We start from the raw sequence: 16,347 nt of genomic DNA, 5'->3' as shown, positions 1-16,347 counted from the left end.
AAAATCATCGAATTCATCGACAAACGGAGACCTCTCAGCGAACCTTAAGCATCGTCTCCCATGAGAATTAACTCATCACCCTCGATCTTTAGTAGGTCCTCATTCTCCAGATCGTGGCGTTTCACCCTTTTCACATCAACTCCCAGTGTTTCCCGATCTTGGTTGTATTCGTATCCTGGTGAGGACTCAGCGATTTCTCGCATCAATTGCCGGATCGTACTTTTCCGTATTTGACCTTTGAATAGGTCAACTGCATCGGGAATGCTGAAGGCCGCTTTTATTGAGGTGGTATCATCGGAGCGGTACGCAGCAACCTTGATAGCTAGCCGCTTGTCATCTCGATCCATAAGCATCAACGGCTTTTTAGTCGGATCTCGTGGATCCGTGAGCTCTAACCCTTCCGGATTAACGTATAACTTTGAGTTATTCGGATGCCACGTGAAATCCAATTCATCAAGCACTCTGGGGAGATACTGCTCACGAGTGTAGTCGCTAGCACTGATACCTTTGGCAGCCTCGATAGCCTGATCGAGATCATCGAGAGTGAATCCTCCCTCTTTAGGTCGTCCGAGTTCGTTAACGATCGTGTTGGTACGACGTTCTTTCGCCCCCATCGAATTATCGACATCCGGTTGAGACTCCTCCGAGATCCTCTGAAGCGTCTGTGTTACCCGTTCGATTACGCTACCGTCGGTGATGTATCCGTACATAATCGCCTCTGCTAGTTCACCGGCGGAACGATAATCGTCTTGAGAAGCCGATATCAGGGCTGTACGAACGTTTTCTTCGATTCGGTGGGAAGCAACGACTGTCTCTCCTCGATTAACCTCACGAGTTTTTTCTTTGCTTTCTGAACCACCCAAGGTGTCCGTGAGGTCATCAACTGCGTCTTGTAGATCCGCGAGTTCTCCCTGGTGGAGGAAGTATCGGAACTCCCGTTCCAACTCGATACCGGCATATGGCCGGCACTTTCCGAACTTGGCCTTGATTGCGTTGTTGAAATTCCGTTTCACGTCTTCGTCGATACGGAGATTCAATCTCACGCGATTGGTCTCACCGCTCACACAGACCACCCCGCATCAAGCTGCGGGAACCAACTGATGATGATCTGATAGATACGATGATGATGTATGCAATTGGTTACAGACAGTAGTAGTGTCTGTAGCACTTCGGCAACGTGGTCGGTCAGTTGCTCTCGTAGATCGGCGTCATGAATGGTTCTAGCAGTCCGACGCGACTGCCGAATGCTCTCCCCCTGTAGTGGGATCCCTGATCGGCGCGAAAAAGAAATTCTGAGAGCGGATTTGATAAGTCTCTCTTCGAGAATGAGTTGTTCTAATTCGATACCTCTCCGGTCGTGTCTTCGAACTGGTGTCATGGAGGAAAGCCTCCACCCGCCCATGTCTGGGCGAACCCCTGCGGCCGGAATTTGGAATTGAAGCTGTGAAGACGGTAGCCTAATTCGATTTATCCCTCCATCTCTCGGTGAAGCTGGTTGAGGGCAGGATTCTGTCCCGATCCAAGAGCCTGGATTGCGTCCCGTGTTTGTTGTTTCACAGTACGTAGGAGCTCCCCCTTCTTTTTCGGGAGGCGACTGTGATCCCCATCTTGATATCCCTCATCGGCAGCAAGGAACAGGGCAATTCGGGATCGTAACAAACTACGATCGTTCTCCTCACCAGCGATCAGGACGTAGGTTGCGATATATAGCGAAGCATCCTCCTTATACGGTACCAGATCAGCAGCATTCTCGCGGAACCATCGATACACGTCGTACATCAGATCGTCTACTTCTTCTGGCGAATCTGGGAAATCCCCTTCTGCGAAGATGAGGCTCGCTTCTTCGGAGCAACCATCCGACTGGCATTCCAAGAAGACTTCGTACGCCGTCAGGCCATCGATGCACAAGAGTTGTCGTCGATCCACCTCCTGATGTTCATGAGAGTAGATCTCTGGGCCCGATGGGAGGACGTGTCTATTACTATCAGTGCCGATGCTATCTGCGTCGTGGAACTCTGTCATGTCTATGAATTCGAAAACCGGGGTTAGTTAGCGAGCTGCTCTGCAATTGCCTGACTTCGGGCTTCCATGCGCTCGGACTCACTACGACCATCGTAGTGCGTCCGAATCACGGATGGGCTGACATCACAACGATCAGAGACGTAGTCGATTGGGACGTCCTCCCGGAGGAGATACGTGATCACACCGGCACGAACCATGTGCGGACAGGCGTTGTTCCCGCATCGCCACGCGTCAGATGACGTCATCGAATCATCGTGATCACACTCGTCTCCGAGCGCCTGTGGGCAACTCCACCGATAAACGGACTTCCGGATCGTTGATCTAGCAACTCTTCCGTTGCGGGTCGTGAGCAAGGGCTCACGACCGTACTCATCAGTGGCTGAGACGCGCTGATCATCGATGTACGCCTGAAGGGCTTCGACCGTCCCGTCTCGGATCAAGCCAACGAGCCGCTCGCTCCCACGGTCGTTCTTGAGCGATGTCTCCGATTCTGGCCGATAACGGAGTCGAAGCGTCCGATTGTCTGGATCGAAGTCCTGAACGTCCAATGAGCGGAGAGCGCCAATCCGGAATCCTGATTCGGCGAGCAGCGTCCAGATGATATGATCCCTGGATGCGTAGTGATACGTCTCCAGGTAATTGTGAATCTCCGAGATCCGTCCCATATCCAGCATCTCGTCGCGGACTTCGTCAGCTTCCTTGACGCGGAATGGGAGAATCTGCTCATGGAGCCCGACTCGGACAGCATCGATCGTTTCGCAGTACTCAACGAATTTCCGAGTGATGTCGATCTGCGTCTTCTCTGACTTAGGAGCTAAGTGATCAACACTCGTTGGAGCTTCTTCGGCACGCCAAGTGAGGTAGCGCTGGATCGCACGACCATCTAGCTCGTTGAGGTTTTCGATGCCGACCTGCTCTGTCCACTTCGTGAAATGACGGAGACTGGAACGATGTGTCTTCAATGACGAAGAGGCGAGTTCATTACGACGTCGGTGAAGATACCATTCAACGGCCTCTGCTGGCGAGATCGGCTTCAGATTGGTTGATCTGGGATCTCCACGAGTATTGTTCGACCTGTTGGGATCCGAACCGACTCGTCGATCATTCGGATCGTCATCCTTGCTGCTCATCGCTTATCACCTCGCTGGCTACGGTCTCTCTCAATCACTCGGTGAGAACACTGCTGAGGGTGAGCGGGGAGATATCTGGTTCGAGGATTGTGCTGTTCTTCAAAGGCGATTCCTTCGTGGATTTGATTTCCTGTTCTGGGCATTGTGTTGCCCTCATGCGCACCTACGGGCAACACGCAGAGCGGCCAGGCATTCCGTAGATCCGTACAACAACGGCCTGAACAGCCGCTACACTCTCAACCGGTATGGTGATCTACGATTGGGCGGCCAGCGCAATCAGCGCGGGCCGCCCATACGGTGACGGAGCTGGCGGAGCGTGAGCTGATCACTCCCTGGCTGTGGATTCCGTAAAACAGAGATGCTCCTTTCACTGGATCTGAATGCCAATTCCAATCGAAGCTAGAGGAGGAGTGTTCTACTGATCAGGAAGCCAGGAGGTTAGATGTGGAGAGCAGGCCCCTCTAACCAATAATCATAGACTTAGGTTGTCTTATCGATGGTAGTAGGTCAAATGTACGCTGGATTGAAAGGGTTAGCATGGTAGATAGTGGCAAATGACTATCCCCTGAACCGTCCAATACAAAGCGGCTGACGGGAAAGGACAAACCAGAGCCAATGGTTACGTACGACCTATCGAGAATGGACGTAGGATTGATTGCAGAGATGATTGCAGGGCGGCACGGCGGGTTTCCGGAGCGGCTTGAGGAGACAATTACGGCACACGCGACAGACCAACCTGAGAATGAGGAGTATAGCAAAGACGACGTCCGAATTCATTCGAAGAGTCGGAGTCTGACAAAGGAAACTCACTTAGGGTGTTACGTTGCCGGAAGACGGTGACTGGGGGTATTCGCAAGGCTGGATACCTGACGATATCCTAGTGGCGAAGGCACTGGCTCCACTGGAGGGGGCACCGAGTCCGTCACGTTCGAGAGAGGAGTTGGATCCGACGACAGATCTGCTGGCGTACTACGCGGTGGAGGTGAAGGCGGTATCGAGCGGAAATCGAGTTCGGTTGACGGAAAATCAGCAGGAGATGTTGGCAATCGTGAGCGAGGAGGTGGAACGAGTCTATCCTATCATCGTAATGGTGGACGTGGGCGGTCTGCCGGAGTCGGTGGAGGTAGTGGTTGATATTTATGAGGAATCGGTTTGGGCGGACGGTCAGATGTCAAAGACCGTCTAACTAATGTTGTGTTTTTCTAGAATACCCTGCATTCTATCCTTGGTTCTGGCCCGTTTGCGAGGGTTAATCGGTAAATATCGTCCTTGGGAGATGAGCCCCTTTTGGATAAGGGAAAAGAGTGTCATAGAACTATTCACAAGTGTTTTCTAACGCTCGTTGTTCGCTGAATATTCCGGTAGATAGAACTGCGTATGGAATACAAGGGTTCTTTGCCGGTTAGTGATTAAGAGATTACAATAATGGAGTTGCCGAAAGAGAAATACCAGGAACTCGTCAGGCATCTCTCTAATGGGATTCTCATCGTGGGTGAGTCAGGCGATATTCTGTACGAAAGCCCGTCTGTACAGCGTATTACCGGGTATCCGCCTGCTGAGCGTGTCGGTAATCAGGTATTCGAACACGTCCATCCCGACGATCAACAGAAAGTTCGTGAGACGTTCGCTGAAATCCTCGACGCTGAAGACGATGAGGTTGTTACCGATGAATTTCGCTACCGGCACAAGGATGACTCATGGATCTGGCTTGAGACCAGAGGGAGTAACCAAACGGCGACCGCGATTGGCGGATACGTCGTGAGTGTGCGCGACATTACGGAAACCAAAGAGCGTGAGAACCGTCTCAAACAGACCACAGCCCGTCTCGAAGCCCTCTTCGAAAGCTCCCCTGATATGATCGATATTCATACCACTGATGGGACTATCGTTGATGTCAACCAGCAATTCTGCGAGGCGTTCAACCAACCAAAAGACGAGATTGTCGGGCAGAAAGTCTGGGACATCGATCAGGAAATCGACTCAGACGAATTACAGGCCATTTGGGATGGAATGGACGTTGGAGATCGGAAACGAATCGAAACGGAGTTCGAGACGCATGACGGAACACGGTTTCCGGTCGAAGTTCACCTTACTCGCCTCCCGGTGGGAGATGGTGACCGATTTATGGTCGTCTCGCGGGACATCACTGAGCGAACGCAGCGGATTGAAGAAATCGAGAGGCTCAAGGAACGTCTCGAACTCGCAATCGAAGGCGCGAACCTCGGCGTGTGGGATTGGGACATGACGACCGATGAAGTCGAGTTCAACGAGCAGTGGGCCGAGATGCTCGGCTACACGCTTGACGAACTCGAACCACACCTCCACACATGGGAGTCGCGGGTTCATCCGGACGATCTTGATGACGTGACGGCTGCCCTTGAGGCTCATCGCCAGCAGCAAACGGACTACTACGACACCGAACACCGAATGCGAACTGCTGATGGTGAGTGGAAGTGGATTCGGGATCTCGGCAAAATCGTTGAGCGAGATGACGACGGTGAGCCAATCCGTGCGGTCGGCATTCACCTCGATGTTGATGAGTGGAAGACCCGTGAACGGCAACTCGAAGCGTTGAATCGGGTCACCCAGGAGTTGATGAGTGCGGACACGCGGGAAGAGGTCGCCGAGATCGGTGTGGAGACGATGAGAGATCTTCTGGAATTAGAAGCGAATTCAATCCATCTGTACGACGATGTTGCCGACGGGCTCGTTCCGGTGGCATCCACCGACGCCGTATACGATCTTATTGGCGAGCCACCCACATTTGCGGGTGGTGACAGTATTGCGTGGCGGGTTTATCAACGCGGGGAGACACTCTCTGTTGATGATGTTCACGAGGATCCGGACCGGTATAATCCAGCCACGCCGATTCGGAGCGAGCTTATCTTGCCACTCGGTAAATACGGGGTTTTGCTCGCCGGGTCATCGTCCCCAGAGACCTTCGACGAACAGGACGCACTCCTGGGTGAGATTCTGGCCGGCGGACTGGCGACAGCGCTTGAACAGTTAGAACGAACCGAGCAGCTCCGTGCCCGTGAGCGAGAACTCACCGAGCAAAACGACCGACTCGAAGAGTTCGCCAGTATCGTCAGTCACGATCTTCGGAATCCGCTCACCGTTGCCGAAGGGCGTTTGGAGCTGGCGGCGACGGAGTGCGACAGTGAACATTTGGACTCAATTGAACAAGCCCACGAGCGCATGCGGACGCTGATAGATGAACTCCTATCGTTAGCACGAGAGGGAGACGCCGTTACGGATTTCGATCTGGTCGCGCTCGATCCACTGGTAGAGGAGTGTTGGGCAACCGTTGAGACGGGTGCTGCCACGCTTATCACCGACACCGACCGCACCGTTCGGGCAGATAAAAGTCGGCTCAAACAGCTGTTTGAGAATCTGATTCGTAACGCTATCGACCACGGTGGTGAAGACGTCACCGTAACGGTCGGTGCACTCGATGATGGATTCTACGTTGAGGACGATGGGCAAGGAATCCCGGCCGACAAGCGTGAAGATGTCCTTAGAGCTGGCTACTCAACAAGTGAGGATGGCACTGGGTTCGGATTGAGCATCGTCAAACAGATTGTTGCAGCCCACGACTGGCAGATTCGTGTCACGGATAGTACCACGAACGGGGCCAGGTTCGAGATTCACGGCGTAGAAGCAGTTACTGAATAGGGCTGCTGTCTCCATCAATCAGCAACTTGGGTGTGCCAACCGTTCTATGACACCCTCTAAGGGAAATGGATTTCTTGCCAGACTCGCATTTGTGCGTATGCCCAATCCGTACGATGTCCTCGGAATAACAAAAAATGCGAGTGAGATCGTGGTCGAAGCTGCATATCGAGCACTGGTAAAGGAACATCACCCAGATCAGGGCGGGAGCCAAGAGCGTTTTCAAGAGATCCAAGATGCGTACGAGCAGATCCAGAACGGTGATCCAACTGCTGGTTCCACGGACGGTACCAGTACGTTCAGCGGATTTGCCCGTGGACTTGCGGCACTCGGCACACCTGTGAGTGCAGCGTCGATAGAGGGCACGCTCGCGGATGGTTTAACAATCGAGAAGGGGCCACTGCGCGTTTCCCTTGTCGGACTGTTCCGAACCGACATCGAACCACTTGCTTGGCCACACGAGGTTGATTCTATCCAGACTGAGAACCGATTTCTCTGTGTGACTCGAATCGAGAACACCTCCGAGTACGTACAGAAATGGAATGGAATCAGCAAAACGAAATTCGTCGGGAGTGACGGGCAAACGTATTCACCGACCCATGATTTGGCATCAACAGAGGCCGATATCCCACCCAACGTAGACCCGCGTGACACGAAACTGTCTCCACAGTTTTCGACCAACTACACTAAACTCGAACCAAAATCATGGACGCTCGGGATCACGGTCGCCCCAAACCTTCCAGGAGAGGTGGATCTTCAGCGGATGTCCTATACCCATAGTGTGTTTGAGGGTCATCAGACCGATGGGGTTGTGAAGGAAAAGATTCGATATGAGTTCTCGGTTACGCCGGAGCGACGGCAACAGATGCTTTCACTTATTGCGCAGGAACTGATGGACGAGATCCCAGACGGAACACCGTTGCAAGCGCTGGCGTCTACAGAGGACACTTCGGCGCAGGCCATGGGCAGCAGTTCACAATCTACGCAGGATGGTTCTAAGTCACAGGAGACCTCGACATCAACGACTGATGGAGCAACGGATGATGACACTAGCTTATTAAATTCGGAATCTCCGGTAGGGGGTGAGCTCTCGGAGCAGGAACGGGAGCGAGTAGCAGATATTATCCGGTTGGCACCGACGTCGAATGGAGACCTCGCTTCAGAGTGGGGGTTCGAGACTGGGAAAGAGGCGTGGCAGTACCTTTCACAACACCTGGACGATTACTACCGTCGGAACGAAAACAGTCGTATTGAACCGACGGAAGAAGCGACACAGATAGTTGGATAACGAATCTCTCTTACTGACCTGCGCCAGAATTCTTAGTAGGAGAGATCGGCTGACTTGGATTGTCGGAATGGAATTACCACTCTCCCTCTAACTGGATCACGTGAATGTCGTCTTGAACGTGAAGTAGCGTCGTACCATCTTTTGCCAGAAGGATTTCGCCGTCGCCATCCCATCTGTATAGATCAGCGGAGTATTTTCCGCGGTTAGGTTCGACAGTCACGTAGTCCTTTGCTACAACTCGTTCAATCGCGTTCCGCACCCCTTTCTTGCTAGGATCTTCCATTAACCGGTTATCTTCATCGATCAGCTCGTGGATTTTCGTGATCGACCGTAGCGCTCGGTCTGGATTGTCCTCCTGTTGAAATACCTCGAATAGTTTTACGAGAACTGCGCCTTCCAACTCTTTCGACTGAACGTTGAATTCAGTCTCTACATCGAACCAGTCTGGAAGCGCGTAGGTGCTAATATAGACTGTCGCACCGCCGTTTTCGAATACGGTTTGATCCCGACCAAATCTGAGTACCGCCTGTACGACTTGATCATGAGCGAAATACTGGTAGATCTTATCGCCAAGGTCGCCGAATGACTTCTCAACGTCCTCATCGTCGCTACGTGTTATTTCGACTGCCTCGCCGCATAACCCCGCCCAGAGACGGACAAGATCGTCTCCTGGGTGAGGCATGCCGGCGACGACCCCCAAGGATTCTGTTTCGAAGTCATTCGAGCTTTTGACCGTTGCATAATGTAGTGCCTGATGTTTATCGGACACTCGGGTATCGTCGGTCTCCCGCTCAGAATCAGTTTGTTTGACGAAAGTGTCCAGTAGTCCTCTGTTCTGATACCTCTCTAACGCTCGCTTTGTCGAAATTAGTGCGAATGGGTCTTCTTCAAGCGCCTGAACAGCAGCAAACCGGTCTGGGTCTGAGTCACTAATATCTCCAGCCGCATATGGGTACCATCCATCACCGATCTGGATGAGCGACATGTTCATCGCAGAACGGAGATACGTTGGGAAATCCTCGCGGTCAATTACCTGCTGATGATCAAACCCATCCTCTGGTGCAAAGAGGAGATTCCACAAGTCAATGGTAGGTGTCCCATCGAGACCGATAACCTGCTCTGCCTCGGAAAGATTTGGGGGATTAGAGCATACATCTCTCCCGTATTTCGATCTCGAAGGCATTTCGTCGCAGGTCCAAGGTCTGCACTTTGCCATATCTCGTCAAGTGAACCACCAGGTGGTGGAGCGAGGTCAATCCCTGGACCGATTCGCTCCATACAGAGCAAGCTAAACGTAAGAAACGGCGCATAGGCGTGAACATCATCATACTTCTCAAGTGTAGGATCTAAGAGATCAGAGTTCTGGGCCTCACGACGACTCGCTTTATGCTCTTGGAACCAGTTGATTGCTTCCTGCCAGCCCTTGGGGCCGTCTCGTCTCTGAATCAGGTCAGTGACATCATTGTAGACGTTTGTTGGGAAGTCTGTGTCCCCCTCGTCCAATGCGTGAAGGAAGCTGGGGACAATATCACCGGGATTGTCGATAACATCTGAATTGTCCCCAGGGAAAGGCTGTAGAAATGGTCCAGGGTTGAATTCGTCAATGATTACAATCCGATCTTGGATGTACTGACGTCGTTTACAGTGGCTATGATGCCCGATAAGGAGGTCAATCGACGCAGTTTCCCCATCAATCGTCTCCATCTTCTCCATATAGTCGCAGTCCATCCCACAGGGAGCCTGCTCTTGGAATTTTAAGTGAATCGTCCGCCCTGAATACCCCTTCTCATAGAGACGTTGAATATCTGCTGCGGACCCCTCGTTTTCTCCGAGGAATGTCTCGCAATCACGCTGGGGTGCGGGAATTCGCTCATACCGGATCTCACCATGTTCCTCTGCTTTCTCTTCGGCCTGTTCATACAGATCAATTCGGCGTGCGAGATACGTGACCGGCTTCTCTGCTTCGAGTGCTAATTTGACGGCGTTTGTTGTTTTACCGCTATTCGGAGGTGCTTCGATGAGTACGGGTTCCTCTGCGTCACCGGCATCCTCAATGAGTTCGTGAGTGTGTTCACGCACCGCAGAAATGTCGCCAGCGGCAGTAGAGTCAAGCATGCTGTCTTGTTTCAGTAACTCAGTAAAGATACCATGGGTTGAGGAAACACAGGCCCTCCACAACTCGGGAATAATTGAAAAATAAGATATTGGAACAGGCCGTTTAACAGAGATTAGTTACGGCTGGTTCTCAATCCATCCGGGCATATCATGGGAAGGAATTATTAAATAGCCAATTCTGAGTTAGCCTATTCTGAAATAGGCTATCCGGAAGTATTATTCTCCAGTGGGAGAGAGTAGACACATGGAACGCTTCGTGGATCGGGAACAGGAACTCTCACGGCTGCGTGGATGTTACGAATCTGACGACGCCGAGATGGTCGTTATTTTTGGTCGGCGACGACTCGGGAAGACACAGCTCGTCCAGCACTCGCTTTCCGACCGGGACGACGCCGTCGTCTACCAAGCCACGGAGACCACTTCACAGATACAACTTGACGAGTTCGTCGATGTTGCGGCCGACACGTTTCCTGGGATAACGGAGATCAAACAGAACTGGGAGTCCCTCTTAGGGTATCTCGGCGACCACGACGGAATTGTGGTCCTTGACGAATTCCCCTATCTCATCGATGCCGACGAAAGCCTTCCTTCGGTTATTCAGCGGCTGTGGGACCAACGCTTCCAGAACACCTCGGGTACGCTCATTCTGGTCGGATCCTCGATTAGCATGATGGAAGAAGCGACTCTGCTTGGAAACAGCCCACTGTACGGGCGGTTTACCGAGAAACTTGACCTCCGACCACTCGATTTCGCAGCCGCACAGGAGTTCCTTCCGGACGACTACTCGCCTGAAGAGCAGATTTTCACGTGGGGCATTTTCGGCGGTGTCCCGTACTACCTTGACGGTGTCAATCTTGATCAGGATCTCGGAGCCGTTCTCACTGAGGAAGTACTCTCTCAGAAGGGGTATCTCCACAATGAACCAGAGTACGTCCTCCGAACAGAACTCACAGACCCGAATCGGTACTTTGCGATCCTCACTACGATCGCTGCAGGGAAGACGACATCAAACGAGATTGCGCAAGCAGTAGGGATCGATGGGAAGCAGATTTCGACGTACACCCAGAAGTTAGAACGGCTCCGACTCATCGAGCGTGAGGTTCCAATTACCGAAGAGAAAGCGAAATCACGCCGCGGACGCTATCGGATCCTTGATCCCCTGTTTCGCTTCTGGTTCCGCTTCGTCTACGGCAAGGAAGACCGATACGAACGTTTGGGTGAAGACGCCTACGAGGCGGTTATCGAACCAGAACTTCCTGACTTCGTGAGCCAAGAATTCGAGAAGCTCTGTCAGGATGCACTGCCGAATCTGTTTCCCGAGGAGACGTTCCTCGATATCGGCCGCTGGTGGTACAAGGAGCATGAGGTTGATGTCGTCGGATTCACGACAAACGGAACCGTGGTTGCCGGGGAGTGTAAGTTCACGAACGCACCCCTTGACTACAGTGCGCTCGCCTCACTCGAAGACCATTCTGCGGAAATCCGCTGGACTCCAGATACTGGCGACACCAAGATGGAATACGCATTGTTCACGCGTAGCGGCGTCACACAATCCGTACAGGAAGCGGTCTCCGAACGCGATGACCTACATGTGTTCGACCTGCGCGACGTCACACAACACGCCTGAGAGCGCCGTTCGTTGACAAGAAAAGTTCTGAAAACAGCCATCAATGCCGGCTGGGTAACAGACCGAGAATCCCGGAGAAGGACCGAGTGTCGTCGTCGAATGCTTGAGCAACGGTAGTGCGGAGCTCGTCATGACCACAGATACTGATGCAGGGAGAGGGTCGTCGCCGCACTCTCAGCGAAGGGCTTCGAAGATCGCGGCCGATTCAAAAATGGATACGGATTAATTGATGAGATCGTCTGACCCCTGGACAGCGCAGTAGTACTGCCTGTCAGAGGTTATCCAGGTAATCCCGCCGTTGCTCCATCTTTTCGCGCTTTGTCCGGCGGTCGTAGTGCTGTTCCAACACGACTTTCGAGACATTCGCTCTGTCTGAAACGGCGTTTTCAGGTATTTCGTTGTTGAGTGAGTGCGTGATGCTCCCACGACGAATCGCGTGCGGGCTCACACTCGATGGACAGCTGGACGCAGCGTCCCGATCAGTCGCTTCACAGTCTTTTGGATCGCGGTCGTGCGGACACTCGGCACCGTATTCGCATGGTCGAGTCGCCCGATAACAATATCCGCGTAGCGTCGTCCGGTGTGCTCGACCTTGGCGTGACGCGAGTAACGGCTTTCGTCCCTGGTTATCCGTTACGTCCGGGCGCTTGTCGGCGATCCAGTCATTCAGGAGTTCACAGAGCTGATCAGACAGTGCCACGAGTCGCTCCCCGTCCTCCTTGTTCTTGATTGCCGTCCCCTGGTCTGGGCGATGACGGACATCGAGGTACTGCTCGTCTGGGTGGTAGTCACCAAGGTCCAATGCGTGCGCGGCTCCGACGCGCATCATCGTGTGCCACAGTAAGGCGATTGTGACGTGTCCCAACGTCGCGTACTGGTACTTTTCGAGGTGAGCCAGTACGTTCGTAGCCTGATCCGAATCAAGCATGACATCCCGAGTGTTCTGCTCTGGCGTCAGTGAGGGGGAGCGAACCTTCGTGCTCAAGTCCTGCTCAACTCCATCCACCTGCTCTAACCATCGGACGAAGACTCGCAGGGTGTCCATCTGAGTCTTCTCCGAGGCAAGTGAGAGATCGCCTTCGTCGCGCCGCCACAGTCGGTAACGGTGAAGTTGGCGACCGGTGAGATCGTTGAGATTCCCGATACCCTGTTCGTCGCACCAGCGAACGAAGTGCCCGAGCCGCGACCGGTGCGAGTAGATTGTTGCTTCGGTCAGCTCGTTTTCTCTGTCTGCTATGTACAGTTCGAGTGCCGTCTCTGGGTCGATTGGTTCCAGTGACATAATTGCCAGTCGGGTGGCGAACCGATCACCGACGATCGACTGGCCCGGGATGAGAGAACGAACAGTATCGCCACTGGGTCTGTTGAAGTAGGATCGCTCAGGGGACGACTGGAACCGGTTGAAACTCTCGTGTTCGAGAGTCGAACCGATGCCTGCAGCGCCCATGTTTTCGCGACTTGATTAGAATCCAACAGCCTGTAGTGGGACGTTTTCATCAGGTACAGACAACCAAGACAGTGAGCCTTGTCATTCTCCTATTGCCAATAGGATGATGACTTCGTAAGATGCCCGATAATACCGTCTCAACGATCATCCGGCCCGACGGCGGACAGTACCGCGTGATGGTTCCCCTGTCCAATCCTGAACACGAACAGGACCTTATCAAACTCGCCTCGACTATCGCTAAACACCGTGGCGGCGTAGTTGAAGCAGTTCACATCGTAACTGTGCCCGATCAAACGCCCCTCGAGCAAGCTGCCAGTCACGTCGATGAGAGAGACGATGAATCAGCGGACCTTCTCGCAAGTGCGCGTTCGGACGCAAATATCTTCGGCGTTGACATCGAGACTCACACTATCTTCGCACACCGTGGCTTTGAGCAAATTTTCGATACGGCCCGTAATTACGGGGCCGACATAGTGGTGATGGGCTGGGGTGAACACGGCCACGCCCGCGCCGAGACACGCCTCGATGAACTCACGGGAAATCCACCATGCGACTTCCTCGTGTTGCGAGATCGAGGGTTCGATCCGGCACACGTTCTGGTACCAACTGCAGGCGGTCCCGACTCGGATCTCAGTGCGGAAGTCGCGTCCCTGCTCCGTCAGGAGCATGGCTCAGAGGTGACGTTACTACACGTCGCCGACGATTTGGACGAGGGCGAATCTATCCTCCGAGAGTGGGCCGCTAAGCACGACCTAGAGGACGCAACCCTTCGGGTTGAGTCCGGCGATGTAGAAGCAGCTATCGAGCAGGCCGCCCGAGATGCGACGATGGTCATAATCGGAGCGAGCGAGCGAGGACTGTTGGCCCGTTTGGTGACTGGGTCACTGGTGGTGGGTGTGGTTAACGAACTGGAATGTTCGGTGCTACTGGCCGAGCGTCCAACGAGACGTTCCTTTCGGGAGCGGCTATTCGGGTTGGGAAAGTAGACTTTTTCAGGTTGAGAAATCGCCCCCGGTAAAGTAGAGAGTGAAGCGACCATTGCATGAACTCGCAGGAAGAGGCACGTCTCCTACTCACTGTCTCCAATATGATGGGGTGAGTTACTCGTCGATGTCGAGCCACGACCGGACCTGTTCGGTGATAGCAGCGGCGATGGCGTCACCGATGCGATCAGCCGACTCCGAGAGGTCCCACACGTGGTCGCCACCGCGAGACACCGTCACCCAGTCGACGTAGTCGTGACGGTCCAACTCGAGCAGGAGGTCCTTGAGAACCGTTTCGTCGAGCCGGCAGCCGAGCGCAGTCTCGATCGAGTCGGTCAACTGGGTCGTCGTCGCGAGAACGCGATCCTCGGGTCCGGTATTCGCGATCGCAGGCGCGGCAGTCGGTGTCGATGGGGATGGCGGCCGATCGGTCATTCTCGGCCACTGATTGTGGTGGTGGTAGTATTAATGCTGGTGGTAGTCGCGCGTGGCTGACTTCGAAACGCAGTCGTCGAATCGGTCGATCGCAGACTATCGCCGTCAGCCGATCACTGACTGTAGCCGCCAGTCGATCGCTCACTCGGCGTCGACGAGCTTGTAGCCGCCACCGTCGGTATCGATATCCTCGTCGGACGAGTCTTCGTCGTCTTCCGGCGGGTTCGGGGCGCGTTCGGCGTAGTAGATGGCGCCGTCGATCACGCGCGGCGTGCTCGTGACGACGCCGTCGTTGTCGACCTCCCAGATCGGCTCGCCGGTGCGTTTCTCGAGCGCGTAGAGCGTCGTGTCCTTCGAGCCGACGAGCACCCGCTGGTCGCAGACGGTCGGACAGCCCGTGATCGCGAGGTCGGTTTCGAACGACCAGTGTCGCTCGCCCGATTGCGCGTCGAGCGCGTACAGGTTGCCGTCGTGGCTCCCGATGAAGACCGTGTCCAGTTCGGGATCGAGCGCCGGCCCCGACATCACCAGGTTCCCCGTCTGGAACGACCAGTCTTCGGTGCCGTCCTCGAGGTTCACCCGGTAGACGTTGTGATCCCACGAGCCGAAGTAGGCGCCGCCGTCGTAGGTCGCGATCGGTCCCTTGATCTCGCTGTTGTTGTCGTCTCGGTCCTCGGTCTCGAACGACCAGGCGAACTCGAGGTCGGAGAGGTCGGAGTAGCGCCACCCGTACAGGTTGCCGTCGTTCGATCCACAGACCAGATGGCCGGAGTCGGGATCGATCGCCGGCGTCGAGTGCGGGTGATCCGTCGGCCGCCCCTCGGGCTCCTCCCAGACGATCGATCCGTCTTCGGCATCGACCACGAACGTGTTGCCCTCGGGATCGTAGTATTCGACGGCGATGACGATGGTGCCGTCGTGATAGAGCGGACTCGAGCCGATGGCGTCGCCGAGGTCGTTTCGCCACTCGATGTCGCCGGTCTCGAGGTCGATGGCGTAGAGCACGCCGTCGTACGCACCGACGTACGCGCGGCCATCGGCGATCGCTGGGGTTCCGTGGATGCCGCGGCTGTCGGTGTCCGTCCCGGTGCGCCAGCGCTCGGTGCCGTCGGCGTCGAGCGCGACGAGGTACCCCGTATCGCCGGGGAAGACAATACCGCCGTCCGGTAAGGGGACGGCGCTGGCCTTCGCGGCGCCGTGGGAGCCCGTATTGAGTCGGTCGAGCCGCCACTCCCGTTCGACCTCGTCGGGAACCGTGGCGTCGGGATAGTACCCCCACCGCTCGAGCGAGCGCCTGAACTGGGCGACGCCGTCGGGAACGGTCTGTTCGAGTCCGGTGTTCGCCAGTGGAATTTCGTCCGTACCGCGTTGCCCGAGACAGCCCGCGATCCCGGCGGTCGCAACCGTTGCAGTGCCGACGGCCTGGAGTATTCGGCGCCGACTGTGTGCCGTCTCGAATCGCCCGTCGACGGCACGTGAATCGTCTGTCATCGTCACGACGGTCTCACTCGAAGGGTACCAGCTTTGCGTTCTTCGCGACGAGTCCCCGTGCCGATACGCCGTCGACTGTAACCGGATATACCATTCGACGCCAAATCAACCGAGTCCGTCGCACTGGTTGTATCCGA

The 16,347-nt window shown here is 54.6% G+C and carries 12 protein-coding genes and 1 pseudogene; 5 read left to right on the top strand and 8 right to left on the bottom strand.

The genetic code is table 11. The features are described from left to right. Positions 1-44: 44 nt before the first annotated feature. The 3 genes from CP556_RS01405 to CP556_RS01395 form a co-directional block, all read right to left on the bottom strand. Positions 45-1,064 carry a hypothetical protein gene (locus CP556_RS01405; protein WP_098723989.1) on the bottom strand — a complete coding sequence of 340 codons (1,020 nt, stop codon included), beginning with the start codon at positions 1,062-1,064 and terminating at the stop codon, positions 45-47. 403 nt (positions 1,065-1,467) lie between these two features. Further along, a complete protein-coding gene (locus CP556_RS01400; RefSeq protein WP_098723988.1) occupies positions 1,468-2,022 on the bottom strand; it encodes a hypothetical protein in 555 nt (184 codons plus the stop codon). A gap of 23 nt (positions 2,023-2,045) precedes the next feature. Next, positions 2,046-3,152, bottom strand: coding sequence for a tyrosine-type recombinase/integrase (locus CP556_RS01395; RefSeq protein ID WP_098723987.1), 1,107 nt, complete (start codon positions 3,150-3,152; stop codon positions 2,046-2,048). 940 nt (positions 3,153-4,092) lie between these two features. Here CP556_RS01395 and CP556_RS01390 point away from each other — a divergent pair. From CP556_RS01390 to CP556_RS01380, 3 genes are all read left to right on the top strand, one after another. Beyond that, positions 4,093-4,338: a hypothetical protein gene (locus CP556_RS01390; protein ID WP_176548090.1), complete on the top strand. Its 246-nt coding sequence runs from the start codon at positions 4,093-4,095 to the stop codon at positions 4,336-4,338. 239 nt (positions 4,339-4,577) lie between these two features. After that, the gene (locus CP556_RS01385) at positions 4,578-6,827 is read left to right on the top strand and encodes a PAS domain S-box protein (protein ID WP_098723985.1); all 2,250 of its coding nucleotides are present in this window, start codon (positions 4,578-4,580) and stop codon (positions 6,825-6,827) included. A 97-nt stretch (positions 6,828-6,924) separates the two neighbouring features. Next, positions 6,925-8,112 (top strand): DUF5797 family protein, encoded by a 1,188-nt coding sequence (locus tag CP556_RS01380; RefSeq protein ID WP_176548089.1) that lies wholly within the window; start codon positions 6,925-6,927, stop codon positions 8,110-8,112. A 73-nt stretch (positions 8,113-8,185) separates the two neighbouring features. On the opposite strand, the gene CP556_RS01375 is transcribed toward CP556_RS01380, so the two are convergent. Both CP556_RS01375 and CP556_RS01370 read right to left on the bottom strand, forming a co-directional pair. Continuing rightward, positions 8,186-9,097, bottom strand: a complete 912-nt coding sequence (locus tag CP556_RS01375; protein WP_141551612.1) for a hypothetical protein — start codon at positions 9,095-9,097, stop codon at positions 8,186-8,188. Positions 9,098-9,141: 44 nt separating this feature from the next. Further along, a complete protein-coding gene (locus CP556_RS01370) occupies positions 9,142-10,227 on the bottom strand; it encodes a hypothetical protein (RefSeq protein ID WP_098723982.1) in 1,086 nt (361 codons plus the stop codon). 244 nt (positions 10,228-10,471) lie between these two features. On the opposite strand from CP556_RS01370, the gene CP556_RS01365 reads away from it, so the two are divergent. After that, complete coding sequence (locus CP556_RS01365; protein WP_098723981.1) at positions 10,472-11,854, top strand: ATP-binding protein; 1,383 nt, start codon at positions 10,472-10,474, stop codon at positions 11,852-11,854. A 271-nt stretch (positions 11,855-12,125) separates the two neighbouring features. Here the strand turns inward: CP556_RS01365 and CP556_RS01360 are convergent, their stop codons facing one another. Beyond that, positions 12,126-13,136, bottom strand: a complete 1,011-nt coding sequence (locus CP556_RS01360) for a tyrosine-type recombinase/integrase (protein ID WP_098723980.1) — start codon at positions 13,134-13,136, stop codon at positions 12,126-12,128. A gap of 281 nt (positions 13,137-13,417) precedes the next feature. Between CP556_RS01360 and CP556_RS01355 the strand changes: the two are divergent. After that, positions 13,418-14,287 (top strand): annotated as a pseudogene (locus CP556_RS01355) (universal stress protein); the annotation flags it as partial. Positions 14,288-14,401: 114 nt separating this feature from the next. On the opposite strand, the gene CP556_RS01350 reads toward CP556_RS01355, so the two are convergent. Then, positions 14,402-14,719, bottom strand: coding sequence for a hypothetical protein (locus tag CP556_RS01350; protein ID WP_098723978.1), 318 nt, complete (start codon positions 14,717-14,719; stop codon positions 14,402-14,404). Positions 14,720-14,860: 141 nt separating this feature from the next. Continuing rightward, positions 14,861-16,210: an outer membrane protein assembly factor BamB family protein gene (locus CP556_RS01345; protein ID WP_098723977.1), complete on the bottom strand. Its 1,350-nt coding sequence runs from the start codon at positions 16,208-16,210 to the stop codon at positions 14,861-14,863. Positions 16,211-16,347 lie beyond the last annotated feature (137 nt).

The organism is Natrinema sp. CBA1119, from assembly GCF_002572525.1.
Classification (GTDB): domain Archaea; phylum Halobacteriota; class Halobacteria; order Halobacteriales; family Natrialbaceae; genus Natrinema.
The sequence above is the reverse complement of the archived record's forward strand: the minus strand, read 5'-3'. Positions and strand labels throughout refer to the sequence as shown.

Bases quoted from the DNA above. Each gene is read 5' to 3' on its own strand.
- CP556_RS01350 (WP_098723978.1), bottom strand. From the start codon at position 14,719: ATGACCGATCGGCCGCCATCCCCATCGACACCGACTGCCGCGCCTGCG.
- CP556_RS01370 (WP_098723982.1), bottom strand. From the start codon at position 10,227: ATGCTTGACTCTACTGCCGCTGGCGACATTTCTGCGGTGCGTGAACAC.
- CP556_RS01395 (WP_098723987.1), bottom strand. From the start codon at position 3,152: ATGAGCAGCAAGGATGACGATCCGAATGATCGACGAGTCGGTTCGGAT.
- CP556_RS01385 (WP_098723985.1), top strand. From the start codon at position 4,578: ATGGAGTTGCCGAAAGAGAAATACCAGGAACTCGTCAGGCATCTCTCT.
- CP556_RS01345 (WP_098723977.1), bottom strand. From the start codon at position 16,210: ATGACAGACGATTCACGTGCCGTCGACGGGCGATTCGAGACGGCACAC.
- CP556_RS01380 (WP_176548089.1), top strand. From the start codon at position 6,925: ATGCCCAATCCGTACGATGTCCTCGGAATAACAAAAAATGCGAGTGAG.
- CP556_RS01400 (WP_098723988.1), bottom strand. From the start codon at position 2,022: ATGACAGAGTTCCACGACGCAGATAGCATCGGCACTGATAGTAATAGA.
- CP556_RS01365 (WP_098723981.1), top strand. From the start codon at position 10,472: ATGGAACGCTTCGTGGATCGGGAACAGGAACTCTCACGGCTGCGTGGA.
- CP556_RS01375 (WP_141551612.1), bottom strand. From the start codon at position 9,097: ATGTCGCTCATCCAGATCGGTGATGGATGGTACCCATATGCGGCTGGA.
- CP556_RS01360 (WP_098723980.1), bottom strand. From the start codon at position 13,136: ATGTCACTGGAACCAATCGACCCAGAGACGGCACTCGAACTGTACATA.